Here is a 17,781-nt window from a genome sequence, read left to right as displayed (position 1 = left end):
TTCCCCTCTGTTTGATTATTCTTCAAGCATTAACTCATAGCCATACTGCTGTAAAATCCGTTGACTTTTCAGCTGCTCATTTTTCGTGGATACACTTAATCGCAAAACACCCGTAATGCCTTCGCGTATCTCGAGTATTCTTATATTGGTAATGCTGATTTCTTCTTCCGCCAGCAAATTTGCAACAGAAGCAATGGCTCCAGTCTGGTCGCGAATGTCGACATACAGGTCATAAAAAGACGGGATAGCACCCTTTTTCTTGGCACCGAGACCATCGCGGTAATCCTTTGCCTGTTTCAAATAGTCTGTCAGCTCTGTCCTGCCATCATTTTGGAGCATCTGCTTTAAGGCAGTCATTTCGTGTGTCCAATCATCAATCATCCGCACCATTTTTTGTTTATTATGATAGAAAATATCCTGCCACAGCTCCGGGTTGCTTGATGCTATTCTTGTCACATCGCGAAAACCACCGGCAGCAAGCTTTGGAATGAATTCATGTGTTTCCTCCCACTTTTTGGCTTGTTGAACGAGTGCAGAGGCAATCAGGTGGGGAAAATGGGAAACAACCCCTGTCATCTCATCATGTTCAGTAGCCTTTAACGTGATCATATGACTGTTTGTATTCTGCAACAGCTCTTCCAGGGTATCTACTGCTGTTGCCGGACAATTCGTGGCCGGGGACAGCACGTATATGGCGTTCTCAAACAGATGTCCTTTGGCTGCTGTAACCCCTCTTTTATGCGACCCTGCCATCGGATGGCCGCCGATGAACTGGATGTGCTGATTGGTCAATGTGTTCGCTTTATCAATGACTGGCTTTTTAACTGAAGATACATCTGTCACAATTACATCATGATCAAAACTGATCTGTTCCAACTGGGTCATATAATCAATGGTTTCGGTAATGGGTGTTCCTAAAATAATAATATCGGCATTTTTGGCAGCTTCTGCTAGACTCGAACTGGATTCGTCAATCATTTCATTCATCAACGCGAATTCAAGTGTATGTTGATTAACGTCACAGCCAATAATATAGTTATCTTTCGATTCATGAAGACTTTTGGCCAGAGAGCCGCCAATCAGGCCAAGTCCGATAATGACTACTGTCTTTTTCACGTTAATAATCCCTCATTTACCTTCTGGTGCAGTTTGTATAATACTTCTTGTAAATCTTCCATGTCCGTTTCATTGCCGATGGTCACCCGCACTGTTTTCGGGGAACCAAGCCCTTCACCTGGACGGACGATAAAACCATTCTCCTGTAAATAATGGAACACCTTCTCACCACTGATAGGCGTGGAAACGAGTAAAAAATTTGTTTGGGAATCATAGTAATGCCAGCCGATTGAATCCAAAAATTGTTCGAATGATTGTTTATTCGAACGATTCCGGCTAAACGTATCTTCAATAAATGCGTCATCCTCCAGTGCCAGTAATGCCGCTTTTTGGGCGATAGATGACGTATTAAAAGGACCTCTGACAACGTCAAGTCCCGGTATTAACTCTTCGTTTGCAATGCCATAGCCGATTCGTAAGCCTGCCAGCCCGTATGCTTTGGAAAACGTACGCAGAATCACTAAATTTTTGTATTGATCCAAATCGGATAATCTATCCGGGGACAGCACTCTGTCAGCGTACTCAAGATAAGCTTGATCCACAACAACCAAAACGTCTGATGGACATTTTTCCATAAAGTCGTAAAAATCATCATTGGGAATAAGACATCCTGTCGGGTTATTCGGTGAACACAGCCAGACAACGTTCGTACTGTCGTCTATGGCATCCAGCATTCCTGAAAGGTCATGATACCCGTTTCTGGTTGCAACTTCTTTTACGTCAGCACCTTCAACGAGTGCATTGTGCTTATACTGCGGAAATGTCGGGGTTGCCATAACGGCGTTGGCGCCTGGGTATAAATAAGCGCGTCCGATGAGTTGCACAACCTCATCTGTGCCATTTCCGAAAATCAGCTGTTTTTCCGAAACGCCCAACTTGTTTGCAAGGGCATGTCTTAATTCCGATGTATAGCCATCCGGGTAAATGTTAAGTGCTGGTTTCTGTTCGGAAAGATAATCATCGACTTTCTTGGAATAACCAAATGGGTTTTCATTTGATGCCAGCTTGACAATCCGGTTCAGCCCATATTCTCTTTTGACTTCTTCTGTCTGTTTCCCGGGCTGATAAGGCGTCATTTCCGTTAATATATGTTTGCTTTTCATGCCGTACCGCCTCTCATTCAATCGTTTCTTTGTTCAAGCTCTTTCTGGAAATCATGCAAGTAGTTCAATAGATCTTCATCACTTATTTCCACTAATGCTGGTTTGGCAATATCCTTTAAAAGGACCATTTGAATCGTGGTGCGCAATGTTTTTTTATCTTTTTTCATTTTTGACAGAATTCTCGCCGGCTCAACAAATGGTAATTTGAATGGATAACCATTGCTTTTAAGCCAAGTATATAATTGTTCGTACGGCAGCTGTGATGAAAATGTTTTTTCGCTGACTCTAAAAGCAAATAATAAGCCTAGAGCGACTAATTCACCATGTGTCCGGTAGCCGTAACCGAGTAAAGATTCCAAAGCATGTCCCAATGTGTGCCCAAGATTGAGATGTTGCCGTATACCTGATTCACGCTCATCGATCCCGACAATTCCAGCTTTAATTTCAATGCCTTTAAGTAATTTATCGGCAAGGTCCTTATTGGATAGCGACGAAAGATCTTTCATGATGAGTGATTGATATAAATCTCCATCCGCGAGCAATGCTTCCTTCAATAACTCTGCATAGCCGGATCTGATTTCGTTGTCAGGTAATGTATGAAGCGTCCCCACGTCATAAATAACAGCAACAGGTGCATAAAAACTGCCGATCAGGTTTTTTCCCTGTTCATGATTGATCGCGACTTTTCCACCAACACTGCTGTCATGTGCAAGGATGGTTGTCGGCATTTGGATAAAATCAATTCCGCGCATAAAGGTGGCAGCAACAAAACCTGCCACATCGCCAACAACGCCACCGCCGAGTGCGATTATGAGCGACTGTCTGTCAAGACCATATTCAATGGCTTTCGTGTGCAGCTGATAAAATGTATCAACACTTTTTGCTTTTTCCCCTGCCGGAATCACATGAACATACACAGTTTCCTGTGACACGCTTTCCTGAACATCCGATAAATAGTGAGAAGCCACTGTTTCATCCGTAATGATCAGAACAGAGGAATAGGACTTCGACAAATAGTGGTCTGTCTGGTGACGGAGGTTTTCGCCGATATACACAGGATACAAATGGGCCGCTGATTTTACACTCGTTTCGTTCATCAGAAACACCTTATTTCCTCTCGATAATCATTGATTGCCTGTTTCAATTTTGGAAAATGATCACTTGGAAATTGTTCGGTAATGGCTTTGGCCACTTCAAACGCGACAACATGTTCCATAACAACTGAAGCTGCGGGTACTGCACAAGAGTCTGACCGCTCAATACTTGCGTTGAACGGTTCTTTCGTTTCGATATCGACACTTTGGAGCGGCTTATAAAGGGTTGGGATCGGCTTCATGACACCCTTCACGACAATTGGCATACCGGTTGTCATGCCCCCTTCAAATCCGCCAAGGCGGTTTGATTTACGGTGATAGCCAGCTTGTTCATTCCAGGCTATTTCATCGTGTACTTCACTGCCGTTTTTTTGCGCTGCTTCGAATCCAAGACCGAATTCGACCCCCTTAAAAGCGTTGATGCTAACCACACTGCCAGCTATCCTGCTGTCCAGTTTCCGGTCATACTGAACATACGATCCAAGACCCGCCGGGACACCTTCCACGTAAACTTCTGCAACACCACCTATTGAATCACCATCTTTTTTAGCCTGATCGATGGCATCCATCATCTCCTGTTCGACACCTTTATCCAACGTTCGGACAGGAGATTCCTCAGACACGTGCTGCCGCTGTTCCATTGTAAGAGTTGATTGATCGTGAGCAACAATACCGGCTATTTCCTTAACATACCCGGAGACTTCAATTCCCAGCTGCTTCAGCAGTGTTTTAGCAACAGCTCCGGCAGCTACTCTGGCAGCTGTTTCTCTTGCCGAAGAGCGTTCCAGCACATTGCGCATATCTCGATGGCCATATTTCAAAGCACCATTCAGATCAGCATGACCCGGCCTGGGGCGTGAGACAGTTCGTCTTAGTTTTTTGTCTGCCCTTTCTTCGATTGGATCTTCCCCCATGATATCCACCCAATGTTTAAAATCATCATTATGTATGATAAGGGAAATAGGTGAGCCCAATGTATAACCATGGCGAACCCCACTGGTGATTTCGGCCATATCTTTTTCGATTTGCATCCGTTTACCACGCCCATGACCTTTTTGTCTGCGGCGCAATGACTGATTAATGTCATCCTGAACGAGCGGCATATTGGATGGAACACCTTCAATAATCGTAGTTAATTGTTTGCCATGTGATTCCCCCGCTGTCAAATAACGCATGTGAGCAGCCTCCTCTGAAGATGAATTTTGTATTACTATATCATAAATGACCGATTTTTTGTTACACTTTAAAAAAGTTTCAAAACTTCCAGAGATTCATGTATCGGAAAAATGAGATAAACATCGGAATGGTTCAAGAAAAAATACGCTTGCTGTCATAACAAACGTATTGCTATTCTTAATCTTTTAATATAAGTGTGAATATTGTTCCATACTGCCGACAACATGGGGGCCTCATCCCCCCGTTTTATTCATAAAGACCTTCGCTTAACACGAAGGTCTTTATGTTTCTCAGGTAACTGAGGATAAAATTTATAAGAAAAGCGCAAGCGCCCGTTTAGCAACGTACAAACTGCGCCTGTGCATCACAGGTGGGTCGGCGTTGCCGCGCATCGCGGCGGGGTTAGCCGATCCTCCCCACTAGCCGCAATGAGATAAAGGAAACATGCCCCTGCATCAGGGGTATGCCGACGTTGGCCGGCAAGGCCGTTCTTAGTCGGCCTTCCTTTATCAAGCGAACCGATGTTGACTTATCGTAGTGGCGGAGTGTGAAGTTTGGGGCTGCGCTAAAGCTCGCCCCACCAAAAGATCTGCTATTGCTGGGCGCTGGAACTGGACATGACTTGTTCTGTCCGAGAATAAAAATAAAGCTCAAATTTTATACTTTCTTATCTTTTGAAGCAACCAGCAGCCTTGGTTCTTAATAAATCCACTCACTGTCTTGTTTCGAATAAGCAAGCACTTCACTGCTTTCGAAAAACAGGTTAATTTCTTTTTCCGCACTTTCTGCTGAATCGGATCCATGAATAATATTTTTGCCTACTGTCATGCCAAAGTCGCCACGGATCGTTCCCGGTTCTGCTTCAAGCGGGTTTGTTTTTCCCATCATGCCTCGGGCAGTCGCAATAACATTCTCACCTTCCCAGACCATAGCGAAAACGGGGCCGGATGTGATAAATTCAACCAATTCCCCGAAAAAGGGCTTGTCCTTGTGTTCACCATAATGTGTTTTAGCTAATTCATTAGATATTTGCATTAGTTTAGCACCGGCCAGTTTGAATCCTTTACGTTCAAATCGATTAACAATGTCTCCTGTTAAGTTACGTTGGACACCATCAGGTTTTACCATTAAAAATGTTTGTTCCATATTCTGCACCTCGTTTGTATGTATTTGTATATCAACCGTTAGAAATTTTAACAAACTTTCATCTGAATAACAATGAAGCAGGACGCTTTTGCACCACTAAAGTAAAGGAACAAGGGCTAAGAACTCAGCCCGTCGTCAATCGTCAACGCGTTTGTGACGAACCTCCTGTTATTCAGAGCCCAATCGGACATTTAAGGTCAGTTAACTGCCGAATTGGTGATCCTTCTATGCAAGATGACTCTAAGAGCGCCTTTTTCCGATATACTTTGCAATGCTTTGCAAAGTATGTTTGGCCTTGTGGTCCGGTATACCATCCAGTTCCTTTAATGCTTTTTGCAGGTAATGATCACTGACCCGATAGGATTGCGGGATGGCATCGGTTTCTTTAAGTTTTTCAAGTAATTGGTTCATATCACTGTCAGTTACCTGTTCCGGATTGAAAAACTTTCCCTTCAAAAGCTTGTAAAAGGCTTGATCCTCCATAGCATATAAAATCGGCAGTGTGACGTTTCCTTGCAGAAGGTCATTACCTGCAGGCTTGCCCAATTCTGCTTCAGATGCCGTGAAATCAAGTATATCATCGATAATCTGATAGGACATTCCGACATAATAGCCATAACGGAATAATTTTTTGGCGTAATCTACTGGAGCATCTGAAGCAATAGCCCCCAGCTGACAGCTCGTCGCGATTAATAAGGCAGTCTTTCGTTTAATTCTGCGCAAATAATCACGTAAATTTTGTTTCCAATTGTACTTGTCCCTGATTTGTTCAATTTCACCTGCAGAAAGCTGAACCATTGTTTTAGAGAGAACGCGGTGAGCTTCGGGATCTGAAAGTCTTGTAATGTTCTCAAGTGCCCGCGCTAAGATAAAATCACCGGTGTACATGGCAACACGGTTCCCATATAACTGCTTGATGGTTGGTTTTCCGCGGCGTAAAGGGGCATCATCAATCACATCATCATGTACCAGTGATGCCATATGTATTAATTCAAGTGATACAGCAACTGTTTTTATCCGGTTAATATCAAAATTTCCGAACTGGCCGCATAACAAGACAAAAACAGGGCGGATCCGTTTTCCCCCTGCCTGGAGCAATTTTGTGGAAGATTCACGCAAAACATCATGATCGGACTGAATGGCCTCAGTTAACGCATGTTCAATGATATCCAGTTCTTTTTTTAGATGTCCGTATGTTTTCGTTAGTTTCATGCATGTCACCTTTTATTGTCATTCTTTTGAACCCATATGCATGGCAGCAACACCGCCTGTATATTGTTTGACATTTACCTGTGAAAATCCCGCAGAATAAAACATTTGCTTAAGCATTTGTTTATCCGGGAAGTTCTTTGCCGATTCGTGCAGCCAAGCATATTCTTTATAGCTTTTGGCAACCATTTTTCCTAATAAAGGCATAATAAAACGGAAATAGAGGTAGTACCCTTGACGAAATCCAAACAGCGTTGGCTGGGATGTTTCAAGACATACTGCTTTGCCCCCAGGCTTTACAACCCGGTACATTTCTTTTAGAACCGTTAGATAGTCCGGAACATTACGCAAGCCAAACCCAATTGTTACATAATCGAATGAATTATCATCAAATGGAAGTTCCATCGCATTTCCCTGGATAAATGACAGCTGATTAAATTGTAAAGAAGCATTTTTCTCCTTGGCAACAGAGAGCATATTGTGACTGAAATCAAGTCCAACTACTTCTCCGGTACTGCCGGTGGCTTCGGCAAGAGAAATGGACCAATCTCCGGTGCCACAGCATATATCGAGGGCTTTTGCTCCCTTTTCAACGTCCATACGCTTCATGACGTCTTTCCGCCAAGCTTTATGACGCTTGAAAGAAATAATGGAATTCATAGAATCGTATTGGCCATATATTTTTTCAAAAACATGATGTACACGTTCTTCTTTTGTTTCCTGCTGCATAAGTTACCCTTCCTCCGCCATTGAACTTTTATTTGACGCAGATGCCCTTAACGTATCCAGCATACAGGTTTTAATGGATGAAAGATATGCCGGAAAATGAGCAAGCCCCTTTTCAACCAGTGAGGTTTCTTCGTGGATGAATTTGTCAATGGCATGCAAGGCTTCCTCGCGGCAACTGACAGGGATTTGTTCAGACCAGTGTCCTAAAGACCTATCAAGTCTGGAATAGCCGGAGATATTTTTTGTGTTTAGTAATCGTTTCGCCAATAGCCATTCCGCTGCTACCTCACTAATGTCCGTTTCTCCTGCAAATGCAGCAATACGGGTGATCAGGAGTGTCTCTATCTTTTTAAAGACATGAAAAAACGTTTCAAGGGAATGTATGTCTTTATAATATAATTGCATTTTGTACTCGTTAATATCCGTAATGGCAGTTGCCAGAACTTGAATCATTTTGACTTCTTCTATTTCCGATAGAAGAAAATAATATAATCCGCTGTAATAATCTCCGGCAAGAACGGCTAATTGTTTTGATTTTTCATCGTTATCGGTTAACACGTCACGATCCGTGTTCGATACTAAATCATGCGTGTCGAGCGCCATCTGTACCAGCATAGCCGTGACGATGTATTGATTTTTTTTGTATTCCGGTAAACCCGTGTTGTTTAAAATTAAAGCCAACATATATAATTTATCTTCGTTCAAATGAGGCGTCTGTACATACTGTTCAATATAGGAATGATGCATTTTTTCGTTTATTAATGCTTTAAGCTTATTTACCTCCACACTGGGTGTCTGCAAAACAACCACCTGTACCCTTCCATCCATTTCAAAAATCATATTGATATTATAGCATATTATGTGTGCGTTCCATAACTATAAAGCGAAACTTCATTCAGTGGGATGGTTCTGGACACCGATCATAAGAACAAAGGCTAAAAGCGTTACACCCAGCGCCACCGCCTTTGTGATCAATATCGTGCTGACCCGAACCGCTTAGGGTCAGTTAACTGCCGGGATAAATAAGCCATGCGTATGAAATAAGCGTTCGCATTATACTCTAATTATTACTGATTTCACCATGATCGGTCTGTATTACAGCTTTTCCTCTGACTTTTACCGCAGAGGTATGTTCGGTGAATTGTGCAATCATCACTTCATTTTCATCCAGTTTTTCTGAATGATGGAACCGGGTGTCCGAACCCCTTGTTAACCCGATAACATTTACACCGTCTTCTAAGGCCTTAATGACAAAATAATCATTATGTTCCACAGCAACCACTCCTGCATAATGTTATCCATAGTTCAATCAACTATCGTACCAAATAATTGATATTGGGAATATTTTTCTTGCTTAAAGCGAAAAAAGAGCACGCAATCACGTGCCCTTTTTAAGCCGGCCCTATGTAAGAAAAAATTATTTAACACTTTCTTTAAGGGCTTTTCCTGGTTTGAATGCAGGAACCTTACTTGCGGGAATTTTAATTTCTTCCCCGGTTTGCGGATTACGTCCTTTGCGCTCAGAACGTTCGCGTACTTCAAAGTTCCCGAATCCAATCAGTTGTACTTTTTCACCATTTTTAAGTGAATCCATGACAGATTCAAAAACGGCATCGACAGCTTTTGTAGCATCTTTTTTGGCAAGGTCGCTTTTTTCTGCAACAGCATTAACCAAGTCTGTTTTATTCATGACATTCACCTCCTCCCAGAGTGTCTCAATGACATTGGAACAAACTGTAAATATATCATCATTTGTTCCCGATTTGTCTTTTTTTATACTTAATACCACCAAAATCATTGATGACATGGCTTATATTAACCGAGATTGGAACAAAATTCAACAATAAATGCCTAATTTATCAGGTTTAATTTCATTTTCGACTATAATTTTCCACCTTTTTGGTATCGCTGTTTACATAATCCAATCGAAAATGAAATCTTCTGTTAAATCCCTTAGTTATGATATACGACATTAATTCCTGAACTCCTGCCTCTCACAGAAAAAAATTTAATTTTTTTCTCAAAAGATATGAGAGTATAGAATTTTTGGCTATATGAAGCTCTTTGTCAGCAATAGCCATGTCCAGCGCCTACTTGCCTACTACCTCGAGGTCTTAATCAATCATTTTACGGGACAAAACCCGCCACTACAAATTCTTGCTTAAGCTTTTCGGGAGGGACAAGGCACCCTGCGCTTTTCTTATGTCATTCAAAACAAAAAAATAGCAACTACGTATAGCTGCTATAAAATAATGGCTATTAACCCGCCGGAACCTTCGTTGATGATACGTTCCAGTGTATCTTTTAATTTGTATCTTGCATTTTCAGGCATCAGTGAAATCTTTGCCTGTATACCTTCTCTTACAATAGAGCTCAACGACCTGCCAAAAATGTCCGACTCCCATATGGATAGTGGATCTTCTTCAAAATCCTGCATTAAGTATCTGACCAGTTCCTCACTCTGTTTTTCTGTCCCGATAATAGGCGCAAACTCAGATTCAACTTCAACTTTTACCATGTGAATGGAAGGTGCAATGGCTTTTAGTCTGACACCGAACCGGGACCCCTGACGAATAATTTCCGGTTCGTCCAATTCCATATCTTCCAAAGTTGGTGCAGCAATGCCATAGCCAGTCTGCTTCACCATCTGCAGAGCCCCTGCTACTTGATCATACTCGCGTTTGGCATGTGCAAAATCCTGCATCAGCTCAAGCAGATGGTCTTTTCCGCGGATCTCTTCGCCGACGATTTCTTTGAGCACTTCATCATACAAATAATCCGGGGCATGCAAATCGATTTCAGCAATACCATCCCCCATCTCCATCCCGGCGATATTTGCTTTATCGATATAGTCATAGTCAGTGAAATCACCTACTATGTCATCTACATCGCGCAGTCTTCTGATATTCTTAACAGTCGTCTGAATGGCATCCTGATAATTTCGTTGCAGCCAATGATCTTCATTAAGAACCATTACCCAGCTTGGTAAATTCACATTCACCTCCAATACCGGGAATTCGTATAAAGATTCACGCATGACATTGTAGACATCATGTTCCGTCATGGTTTCCACATTCATTGCCAGCACCGGGATGTCATATTTGTCCGTGAGTTCCTGGCGCAGATGTTCTGTTTCCTGGCTGGTCGGTTGTGCTGAATTGATCACCATGATAAACGGTTTGCCAACTTCCTTCATTTCCTCTACAATTTGTTCCTCCGGTTCCTGATAATCCCCACGTTCTATCTCCCCGAATGTGCCATCAGTCGTTACAACAACGCCAATTGTAGAGTGTTCCTGGATTACTTTTCTGGTTCCGATTTCAGCTGCATCGTGGAATGGTATCGGATCTTCATACCAGGGTGTGTTAATCATTCTTGGGCCGTTTTCATCCTCAAATCCTTTGGCACCTTCAACAGCATATCCGACACAATCTACGAGCCTGACATTGACATCGAGTCCTTCGTCAACATGCACTGAAACAGCCTGATTGGGAATGAATTTAGGCTCGGTCGTCATGATTGTTCTACCGGAGGCACTTTGCGGCAGTTCATCCTGCGCTCTGCCTCGCTCACTCTCGTCCCCAATATTCGGCAGGATCCCCAGTTCCATAAAATGTTTAATAAACGTTGATTTACCTGTTCGGACAGCACCTACAATTCCAAGATAAATATCTCCATTCGTCCGTTTCGAAATATCATTGAAAATATCAACTCTTTCCAAACGATCCCCTCCCGATCTCCTTTTCAAAAATCAAAAGCAACCTGCGAATTATTGACATTACAAGTCTATGATGTTGTCCTATCAAATTATGACTTAATTATTCCTAAAAGAGGCAAAAAAGATTCAAAGGGTTTTAAAATGGATGTTCAAAAAGGAGTGTGAAAAAGGACCTGCAGGCTAAGCTCGCGACGACAATTCTGTCGATATGACATTTTCACCGCACTTCTTGAACAACATCTGAAAAGCAATAAATCCCTTGCAACACAATATATGTCGCAAGGGATTGATTATGATGATTTATTTTAATGTCGCTGTACTTCTTGTCTATTTACCAGACGGTAATTGGAAAACAGGTTCACCGTCCTGTACCGTATATGGGAGCGAATAGGCGGGTACGAATGGCGTGTTTTCTGCCAGGAGATAGCGAATATCATCGCCCTCTTTATAATCATGTTCATATTCATCTAGTGCACTGGCTAAATCAATTCGATAGTCAACATAAAGATCCCCTTTAGTGTCCATCACGATTGGCAGGTTTTCCTGTGAATAAGGACTGACCACATACGGCTGGGATTCAAGTCCCAGTTTTTCATGATCCACCTGAAAAACACCGTCAGCAATTTCCTCGCCAAATGGCGGATAAATATGTTCGTTGCGGTAGACGTTGAGTTTTACAGCCACTTCTCTGACGGCATCTGAAATGCGGAGATCAATCAGCTTTACGCGTGGGTCATCTTCAGGTGTTAAAATGGTGTATTGATAAACGCCACCATTCTCATAAGCAGTCCCTGGGATTTCAGTCATAATGTTCCGTTCTTTCAACGACTGGAAATCAACTAAATATTTTTGGAAAATAGGTGTATCACTGGGTTTTGTTTTAATCGGTACTAAACCCTGTGTCTGTTCACGATATTGATCGACAGCCGATTGCATCTCTTCAAGTTGAGATTCGTTCGGCTCCTTGTTTTTTGGTAATTCACTTTCCGGATAGAGACAGCCAGACAGCAGAATTATTATCAGCAATGGCCAAAGAAACCGGATATATGTATTGTTCATCACCCTGAACCTCCTATGCGGTCGGTCCGCTAAAAACGATATATAAAATAATAATAGCACCAGATAATAGTGACAGGTATGCCAGCAATGTTATAATCCCTGACAACACACCTTTTAATTTATACCTGCTGAGCAATATAAGCCCCATCGCCAGAAGCAACAAGCCCATCCCAACGAATGAAATCCACATATTCAGCATACTTTCGGACATGTCATTCACCTCTATTTAAAACTTCCACAGCGTATTATAACATACGAAATGATGCAGAGACAGAACAAACCTATCAACAGGGAGATCTCTTGAGTCACCAACATATATATCTTAAGCAACAAAAAATCCAGGATGAAGGGGGCTTGCTTCATCCTGGTATGACTAAATAATACCCACAGCAACTCTATCCATGAATGCTTGTGCGATTTATTTTATGCGAGCATACGAACCATTGTATCCTCACTTGCCCAGTTATAGTTATTTTTTAAACATTTTATTTAGCGTCTGTATATCCACTGGCATATTATTTTTAGTTATGGATTCTACAATTTTGTCTTCTTTTGCTTTGGGAATCGGTTTGTTTGCTAATTTTGACAATCGCTGCACGAGCGATCTAACCGTTTTTTCATCCGAAAAATCGGCATTTTTTACAGAATTTGCAACTTTATAGATTTCATTTGGGCTGATATCAGAATTCTGCTGAACCTGATCAAAAATATTGTCTTGAGAGTTACTCACATGCTCGCCTCCTTGCATATTTAGTTCAACATATTATATGCAAAGCGGGCGATTAAGTGTTATTCCGGTAAACTTGTACGTATGAACGAAGCAATATCATCCATTTCGTCACGTTTATTCCGGTTCATTAATTGTTCGACAATATCTTTGGGTTTTTCGTCATTAAAAAGAACCTGATATAATCCTTCCGTGATTGGCATCTCAATCTGTTGTTCCTTGGCGAACTGATAAGCTGCTTTTGTTGTTCGGACACCTTCAACAACCATACCCATTTGCTCGAGCACCTCGTCCAGTTTCTGTCCTTTTCCCAACAGGTTGCCTGCTCGCCAATTTCGGCTGTGAGGACTTGTACATGTGACGATCAAATCACCGACACCCGGCAATCCAAGAAACGTTAAAGGGCTTGCTCCAAGCGATGCCCCCAGCCTGGTGATCTCAGCCAGTCCTCTTGTAATCAGAGCTGCCTTTGCATTGTCACCGTATCCCAGACCGTCGGAGATACCTGCCCCCAATGCAATAATATTTTTTAATGCACCGCCCAATTCAATTCCAACCATGTCATTACTTGTGTACACGCGAAATGATTCGTTAATGAACAAGTCCTGTGCAAATGCGGCATTCTGACTGTTGATGGATGAAACGGTCACCGTTGTTGGCTGTCGTTTGCCAACCTCTTCCGCATGACTTGGCCCCGAAAGCACGACAACGTCCTCATAGTCATAACCGGTCATTTCTTCACCAATCAATTGGGAGACTCGCCTCAGTGACTCTGGTTCAATTCCTTTCGTTGCATGGATAATGACTGCAGGGTCTTTCAGTACCTTGTCCAATTCCATACTGACATCACGAATTGCTTTCGCAGGTACGACGATAAGAACGGCAGAAACATCTTCTATTGCTTTATCCAATCTATAAAATGCTTTGACCTGTTCAGGGATGGTTGCATCAAGATATTTTTCATTTTTATGTTTTTGGTTAATGGTATCCGCCTGCTCTTGGCGATGTGTCCACAATCTGACATCATGTCCATTATCCGCCAGCACAATACTTAATGCAGTCCCCCAGCTTCCAGCACCTAATACTGCTATTTTAGTCAATGTTGTTCCTCCTTATTGCCGTTTTCGAGCAAATATCTTAATGGGCGTCCCCACGAATCCAAAAGCATCTCTGATCCGGTTTTCCAAAAAACGTCTATACGAAAAATGCATTAATTCAGGTTCGTTAACAAATACAACAAAGCTTGGAGGTTTGACAGCAACCTGAGTTGTATACAAGACCTTCAGCCGTTTCCCTTTAACTGTCGGTGTTGGATTCATTGCCAGCGCATCCATGATCACATCATTCAATGTGTTTGTCTGCACACGTTTTGCGTGATTTTCACTGGCAGTTTTAATGGCAGGAATCAGTGTATGTAAACGTTTCTTTGTTTTAGCCGACAGGAAAACAATTGGAGCATAGTCCAAATACTGAAAATGTGCCCGGACTTTTTGTTCAAATTCTTTCATTGTGTTTTCGTCCGTCTCCACCGTGTCCCATTTGTTAACTGTAATAATGATGCTCCGCCCTGCTTCATGTGCATAACCGGCAATTTTTTTATCCTGTTCCCTTATACCTGTTTCAGCGTCAATTAAAACTAATACAACATCTGATCGTTCGATTGCTTTTAATGCACGCAGCACGCTATATTTCTCAGTTGCTTCATAAACTTTACCGCGTTTACGCATACCGGCCGTGTCGATAATCACAAAGTCCTGTCCATCTTTATGTAGATGTGTATCAACCGCGTCTCTGGTTGTTCCGCCCTGTTCACTTACAATCACGCGTTCTTCATGTAACAGCGCATTAACAAGTGATGACTTTCCGACGTTGGGTCTTCCAATCAAACTGAAGTAAACCGTATCCTCATCGGACGCTTGACCTTGTATTTCCGGGAAATATCCGACAACCGCATCCAATAAATCACCAAGCCCAAGACCATGAGCCCCCGATATTGGATAGGGTTCTCCAAAACCTAATGCATAATATTCATAAATTTTTTCGCGCATTTCCGGATTATCGATTTTATTCACTGCCACAACAACCGGTTTATTGGATTTATATAAAATTTTTGCCACCTCTTCATCGGCAGCGGTCATGCCTTCCCGGCCATTCAGTAAAAAGATAATTACATCCGATTCAGCGATGGCTATTTCGGCCTGCTGACGCATTTGCACAAGCAATGGTTCATCGCTCATTTCAATGCCTCCTGTATCAATGACATTGAAGACAGTTGAAAGCCAATCCGCTTCTGCATAAACCCGATCACGTGTAACACCGGGTGTGTCTTCAACAATTGAAATGCGCTCTCCGACAAGCCGATTGAAAATGGTTGATTTTCCTACATTTGGTCTTCCTACTATTGCTGCAACAGATTTTCTCATGAAAGGAACATCCTTTCCGTCTCTCTCTCATTTTCGTTAAATATGTGTTCGAAAAGGATGATCAAAAGAACAATAAAATTCGATACGACATTTTTACCGGACTTTTGACCAACCTTTTTAACACGCACTTTATTCATTTTAGCAAAAGAACAACTTAACCACAATCATTATTGGGCTTGCTTTCTGAAAAGCGGTTTTGATTTTGCAATGGATTTGCGAAACCTCTTTACGATTGTCTGTGTTAGCCTTAAAACAGAATCGTGACAGACTAAAGATAAAATAATTACAGAAACTAAATCCAAAAAACGTTTATCCCCGGTAACGTCAAGTATGGAATAATTGGCGATAATAAGACTGTAAAGCATTTCCCCACCGGCCATTCCGAGCAGACCACAAGCGAGTCTATGCCATAATCCTGAAGTCATTAAGACAATTAGCACGAAAAGAAAACATGAAATGGCCAACGTTGGTGAGAAAAAATGTTTTAGCGGAACGTGGCTTTCCCAAATGAGGGCGGCGGTATATCCAATCATGATCGTGAATGACACAAACAAATGAAAAAATATGCCGGGGATCCTGGCATGCAGCATAAGGGCTCCCGACAAAATCACTAGGTAACTCAGGGTCATTTCGTAGGGTTCAAATGATATGTGAAACTCAGAACATAGTACCAATAGTAAAAGCCAGCATGCCAGTATTGCTCTATATCGACTTTTCTTCATAAAAAAAGTGACAATAACCCATAAGATCCAGGAGAACCAATAAAAAAGAAGTCCGCTGTACATTAACCTCACCTGCCACTACCATTATGGCTTTTTTTATAAGTTTTAAACAAAGGGCTTTTAATACACCATAAAAAAAATCGCAGGGCGCCTTGTTCACCCCCGAAAAGCTTAAGCAAGTATTTGTAGTGGCGGTTTTGCCACGCAAAATTCTTGCTTACGACCTCGAGAGATAGGCGCTGCAGCTGGACATGGCTATTGCTGACAAAGAGCTTCATATAGCCAAAAATTTTATACACTCTTATCTTTGAACAATAAATAGCAAAAAAACTCTTTCCGTTATGGAAAGAGTTTTAGTTCGAGTATTATTTGTATTTATTGAGTTTGTCACCGATAAAGTCACCGAGCTGGAATCCTGACTGGTCGTCGTCTTTTTCATATTGTTTCACTTCTGAAGCTTCCTGTTCTTGTTCCAGTTCTTTTATGCTCAGTGATATACGTTCGTCTTGTTCATTGACATCCAAAACTTTCACTTCAACCTGCTGGCCAATTTCAAGTACTTCCTGTGGCGTTCCGATATGCCGGTTTGCAATTTGCGAAATATGGACTAATCCTTCAACCCCTGGGAATACTTCAACAAAGGCACCGAAATTCACAAGACGTTTAACTTTACCTTCAAGTACGTCTCCTCGTGAAACCCGATCTTCAATGTTTGTCCACGGCCCTGGGAGTGTTTTCTTGCGTGAAAGGGATATACGTTCATTGTCCCGGTCAATGGATAGCACTTCTACGCTTATCGTTTCCCCTTCTGAGACAACATCTGATGCTTTCTCGACATGCTCATGTGCAAGTTGTGAGATGTGCACAAGTCCATCAATCCCGCCAAGGTTAACAAAAACACCGAAATTAGTCAGGCGCTGGACAGTGCCTTCGAGTACTTGTCCTTCTTCCAAAGATTGGAGTACATCATGTTTTTTTGCGTTCAATTCGTCCTGGATGACATCTTTATGCGATAGAATGATACGATTTTGTTCTTTGTCCAAATCAACAATTTTAACTCGAAGGGGTTTGTTTATATAATCGGAAAAATCTTCAACATAATACGTTTCCACCAGTGAAGCCGGCATAAATCCGCGTACACCGACATCAGCAACAAGTCCGCCTTTCACGACTTCTTTGATTTCCGTTTCAAAAACACTGCCATCCTGATATTTTTCTTCAAGGCTTTCCCAGGCTTTTTCAGCATCCACTGCTTTTTTGGATAATATAACTTCATCATCATCCAGCTTTTTCACGTATAAAGTCAGTGAATCACCTTCTTCGACGGCGTCATTCGCTTTCTCAATGTGAAGACTTGATAATTCGCCAATCGGAACAATACCTTCCGTTTTATAGCCAATATCGACAAGAACTTGTTTTTCTTCCACTTTTATAGCCGTTCCTGTTACAATATCTCCTATATTCAATTGCGTTAGTTCATTGCTGGATTCATTCATACCATTAGCCCTCCTTAAAATACATAACAACAAAAATAAAATGTCTTTTTTATAACTTCTAAT

At 41.9% G+C, this 17,781-nt stretch carries 18 protein-coding genes; all 18 read right to left on the bottom strand.

Features of this window, described 5'->3' with window-relative positions; genetic code table 11:
• Positions 1-15: 15 nt before the first annotated feature.
• Positions 16-1,116, bottom strand: coding sequence for a prephenate dehydrogenase (locus E4U82_RS05505; RefSeq protein WP_135109073.1), 1,101 nt, complete (start codon positions 1,114-1,116; stop codon positions 16-18).
• Positions 1,113-2,219 carry a histidinol-phosphate transaminase gene (gene hisC, locus E4U82_RS05500; protein WP_135109072.1) on the bottom strand — a complete coding sequence of 369 codons (1,107 nt, stop codon included), beginning with the start codon at positions 2,217-2,219 and terminating at the stop codon, positions 1,113-1,115. The genes E4U82_RS05505 and hisC overlap by 4 nt, the downstream gene beginning before the upstream one ends.
• 17 nt (positions 2,220-2,236) lie before the next feature.
• Entirely contained in the window at positions 2,237-3,316 is a 1,080-nt protein-coding gene (gene aroB / locus E4U82_RS05495) for a 3-dehydroquinate synthase (RefSeq protein ID WP_135109071.1), read from the bottom strand.
• Positions 3,316-4,488 (bottom strand): chorismate synthase, encoded by a 1,173-nt coding sequence (gene aroC / locus E4U82_RS05490; RefSeq protein WP_135109070.1) that lies wholly within the window; start codon positions 4,486-4,488, stop codon positions 3,316-3,318. The genes aroB and aroC overlap by 1 nt, the downstream gene beginning before the upstream one ends.
• Positions 4,489-5,188: 700 nt before the next feature.
• Positions 5,189-5,635 carry a nucleoside-diphosphate kinase gene (gene ndk / locus E4U82_RS05485; protein WP_135109069.1) on the bottom strand — a complete coding sequence of 149 codons (447 nt, stop codon included), beginning with the start codon at positions 5,633-5,635 and terminating at the stop codon, positions 5,189-5,191.
• A 240-nt stretch (positions 5,636-5,875) separates the two neighbouring features.
• Positions 5,876-6,847: a heptaprenyl diphosphate synthase component II gene (gene hepT, locus E4U82_RS05480; protein ID WP_135109068.1), complete on the bottom strand. Its 972-nt coding sequence runs from the start codon at positions 6,845-6,847 to the stop codon at positions 5,876-5,878.
• Positions 6,848-6,865: 18 nt separating this feature from the next.
• Positions 6,866-7,573 (bottom strand): demethylmenaquinone methyltransferase, encoded by a 708-nt coding sequence (locus tag E4U82_RS05475; RefSeq protein WP_135109067.1) that lies wholly within the window; start codon positions 7,571-7,573, stop codon positions 6,866-6,868.
• 3 nt (positions 7,574-7,576) lie between these two features.
• On the bottom strand, positions 7,577-8,374 hold the full coding sequence (locus tag E4U82_RS05470; protein ID WP_167751335.1) for a heptaprenyl diphosphate synthase component 1: 798 nt from the start codon (positions 8,372-8,374) through the stop codon (positions 7,577-7,579).
• Between the two features lie 259 nt (positions 8,375-8,633).
• The gene (gene mtrB, locus E4U82_RS05465; protein ID WP_135109065.1) at positions 8,634-8,846 is read right to left on the bottom strand and encodes a trp RNA-binding attenuation protein MtrB; all 213 of its coding nucleotides are present in this window, start codon (positions 8,844-8,846) and stop codon (positions 8,634-8,636) included.
• 144 nt (positions 8,847-8,990) lie between these two features.
• Entirely contained in the window at positions 8,991-9,263 is a 273-nt protein-coding gene (locus E4U82_RS05460) for an HU family DNA-binding protein (protein ID WP_135109064.1), read from the bottom strand.
• Between the two features lie 552 nt (positions 9,264-9,815).
• A complete protein-coding gene (spoIVA, locus tag E4U82_RS05455; RefSeq protein WP_135109063.1) occupies positions 9,816-11,294 on the bottom strand; it encodes a stage IV sporulation protein A in 1,479 nt (492 codons plus the stop codon).
• 324 nt (positions 11,295-11,618) lie between these two features.
• Positions 11,619-12,350, bottom strand: a complete 732-nt coding sequence (locus tag E4U82_RS05450) for a hypothetical protein (RefSeq protein WP_135109062.1) — start codon at positions 12,348-12,350, stop codon at positions 11,619-11,621.
• 13 nt (positions 12,351-12,363) lie between these two features.
• Positions 12,364-12,561, bottom strand: a complete 198-nt coding sequence (locus tag E4U82_RS05445) for a DUF2768 family protein (RefSeq protein WP_135109061.1) — start codon at positions 12,559-12,561, stop codon at positions 12,364-12,366.
• Positions 12,562-12,819: 258 nt separating this feature from the next.
• Positions 12,820-13,080, bottom strand: coding sequence for a stage VI sporulation protein F (locus E4U82_RS05440; RefSeq protein ID WP_135109060.1), 261 nt, complete (start codon positions 13,078-13,080; stop codon positions 12,820-12,822).
• A gap of 59 nt (positions 13,081-13,139) precedes the next feature.
• On the bottom strand, positions 13,140-14,177 hold the full coding sequence (locus tag E4U82_RS05435; RefSeq protein WP_135109059.1) for an NAD(P)H-dependent glycerol-3-phosphate dehydrogenase: 1,038 nt from the start codon (positions 14,175-14,177) through the stop codon (positions 13,140-13,142).
• Positions 14,178-14,189: 12 nt separating this feature from the next.
• Positions 14,190-15,500 carry a ribosome biogenesis GTPase Der gene (gene der / locus E4U82_RS05430; protein ID WP_135109058.1) on the bottom strand — a complete coding sequence of 437 codons (1,311 nt, stop codon included), beginning with the start codon at positions 15,498-15,500 and terminating at the stop codon, positions 14,190-14,192.
• A gap of 167 nt (positions 15,501-15,667) precedes the next feature.
• Complete coding sequence (locus E4U82_RS05425; protein WP_135109057.1) at positions 15,668-16,285, bottom strand: YphA family membrane protein; 618 nt, start codon at positions 16,283-16,285, stop codon at positions 15,668-15,670.
• A 302-nt stretch (positions 16,286-16,587) separates the two neighbouring features.
• Positions 16,588-17,718, bottom strand: a complete 1,131-nt coding sequence (rpsA, locus tag E4U82_RS05420) for a 30S ribosomal protein S1 (RefSeq protein WP_135109056.1) — start codon at positions 17,716-17,718, stop codon at positions 16,588-16,590.
• Positions 17,719-17,781: the final 63 nt, after the last annotated feature.

Source organism: Lentibacillus salicampi (assembly GCF_004565465.1).
Lineage (GTDB): Bacteria > Bacillota > Bacilli > Bacillales > Amphibacillaceae > Lentibacillus > Lentibacillus salicampi.
This window is presented reverse-complemented; position numbering and strand designations above follow the sequence as displayed.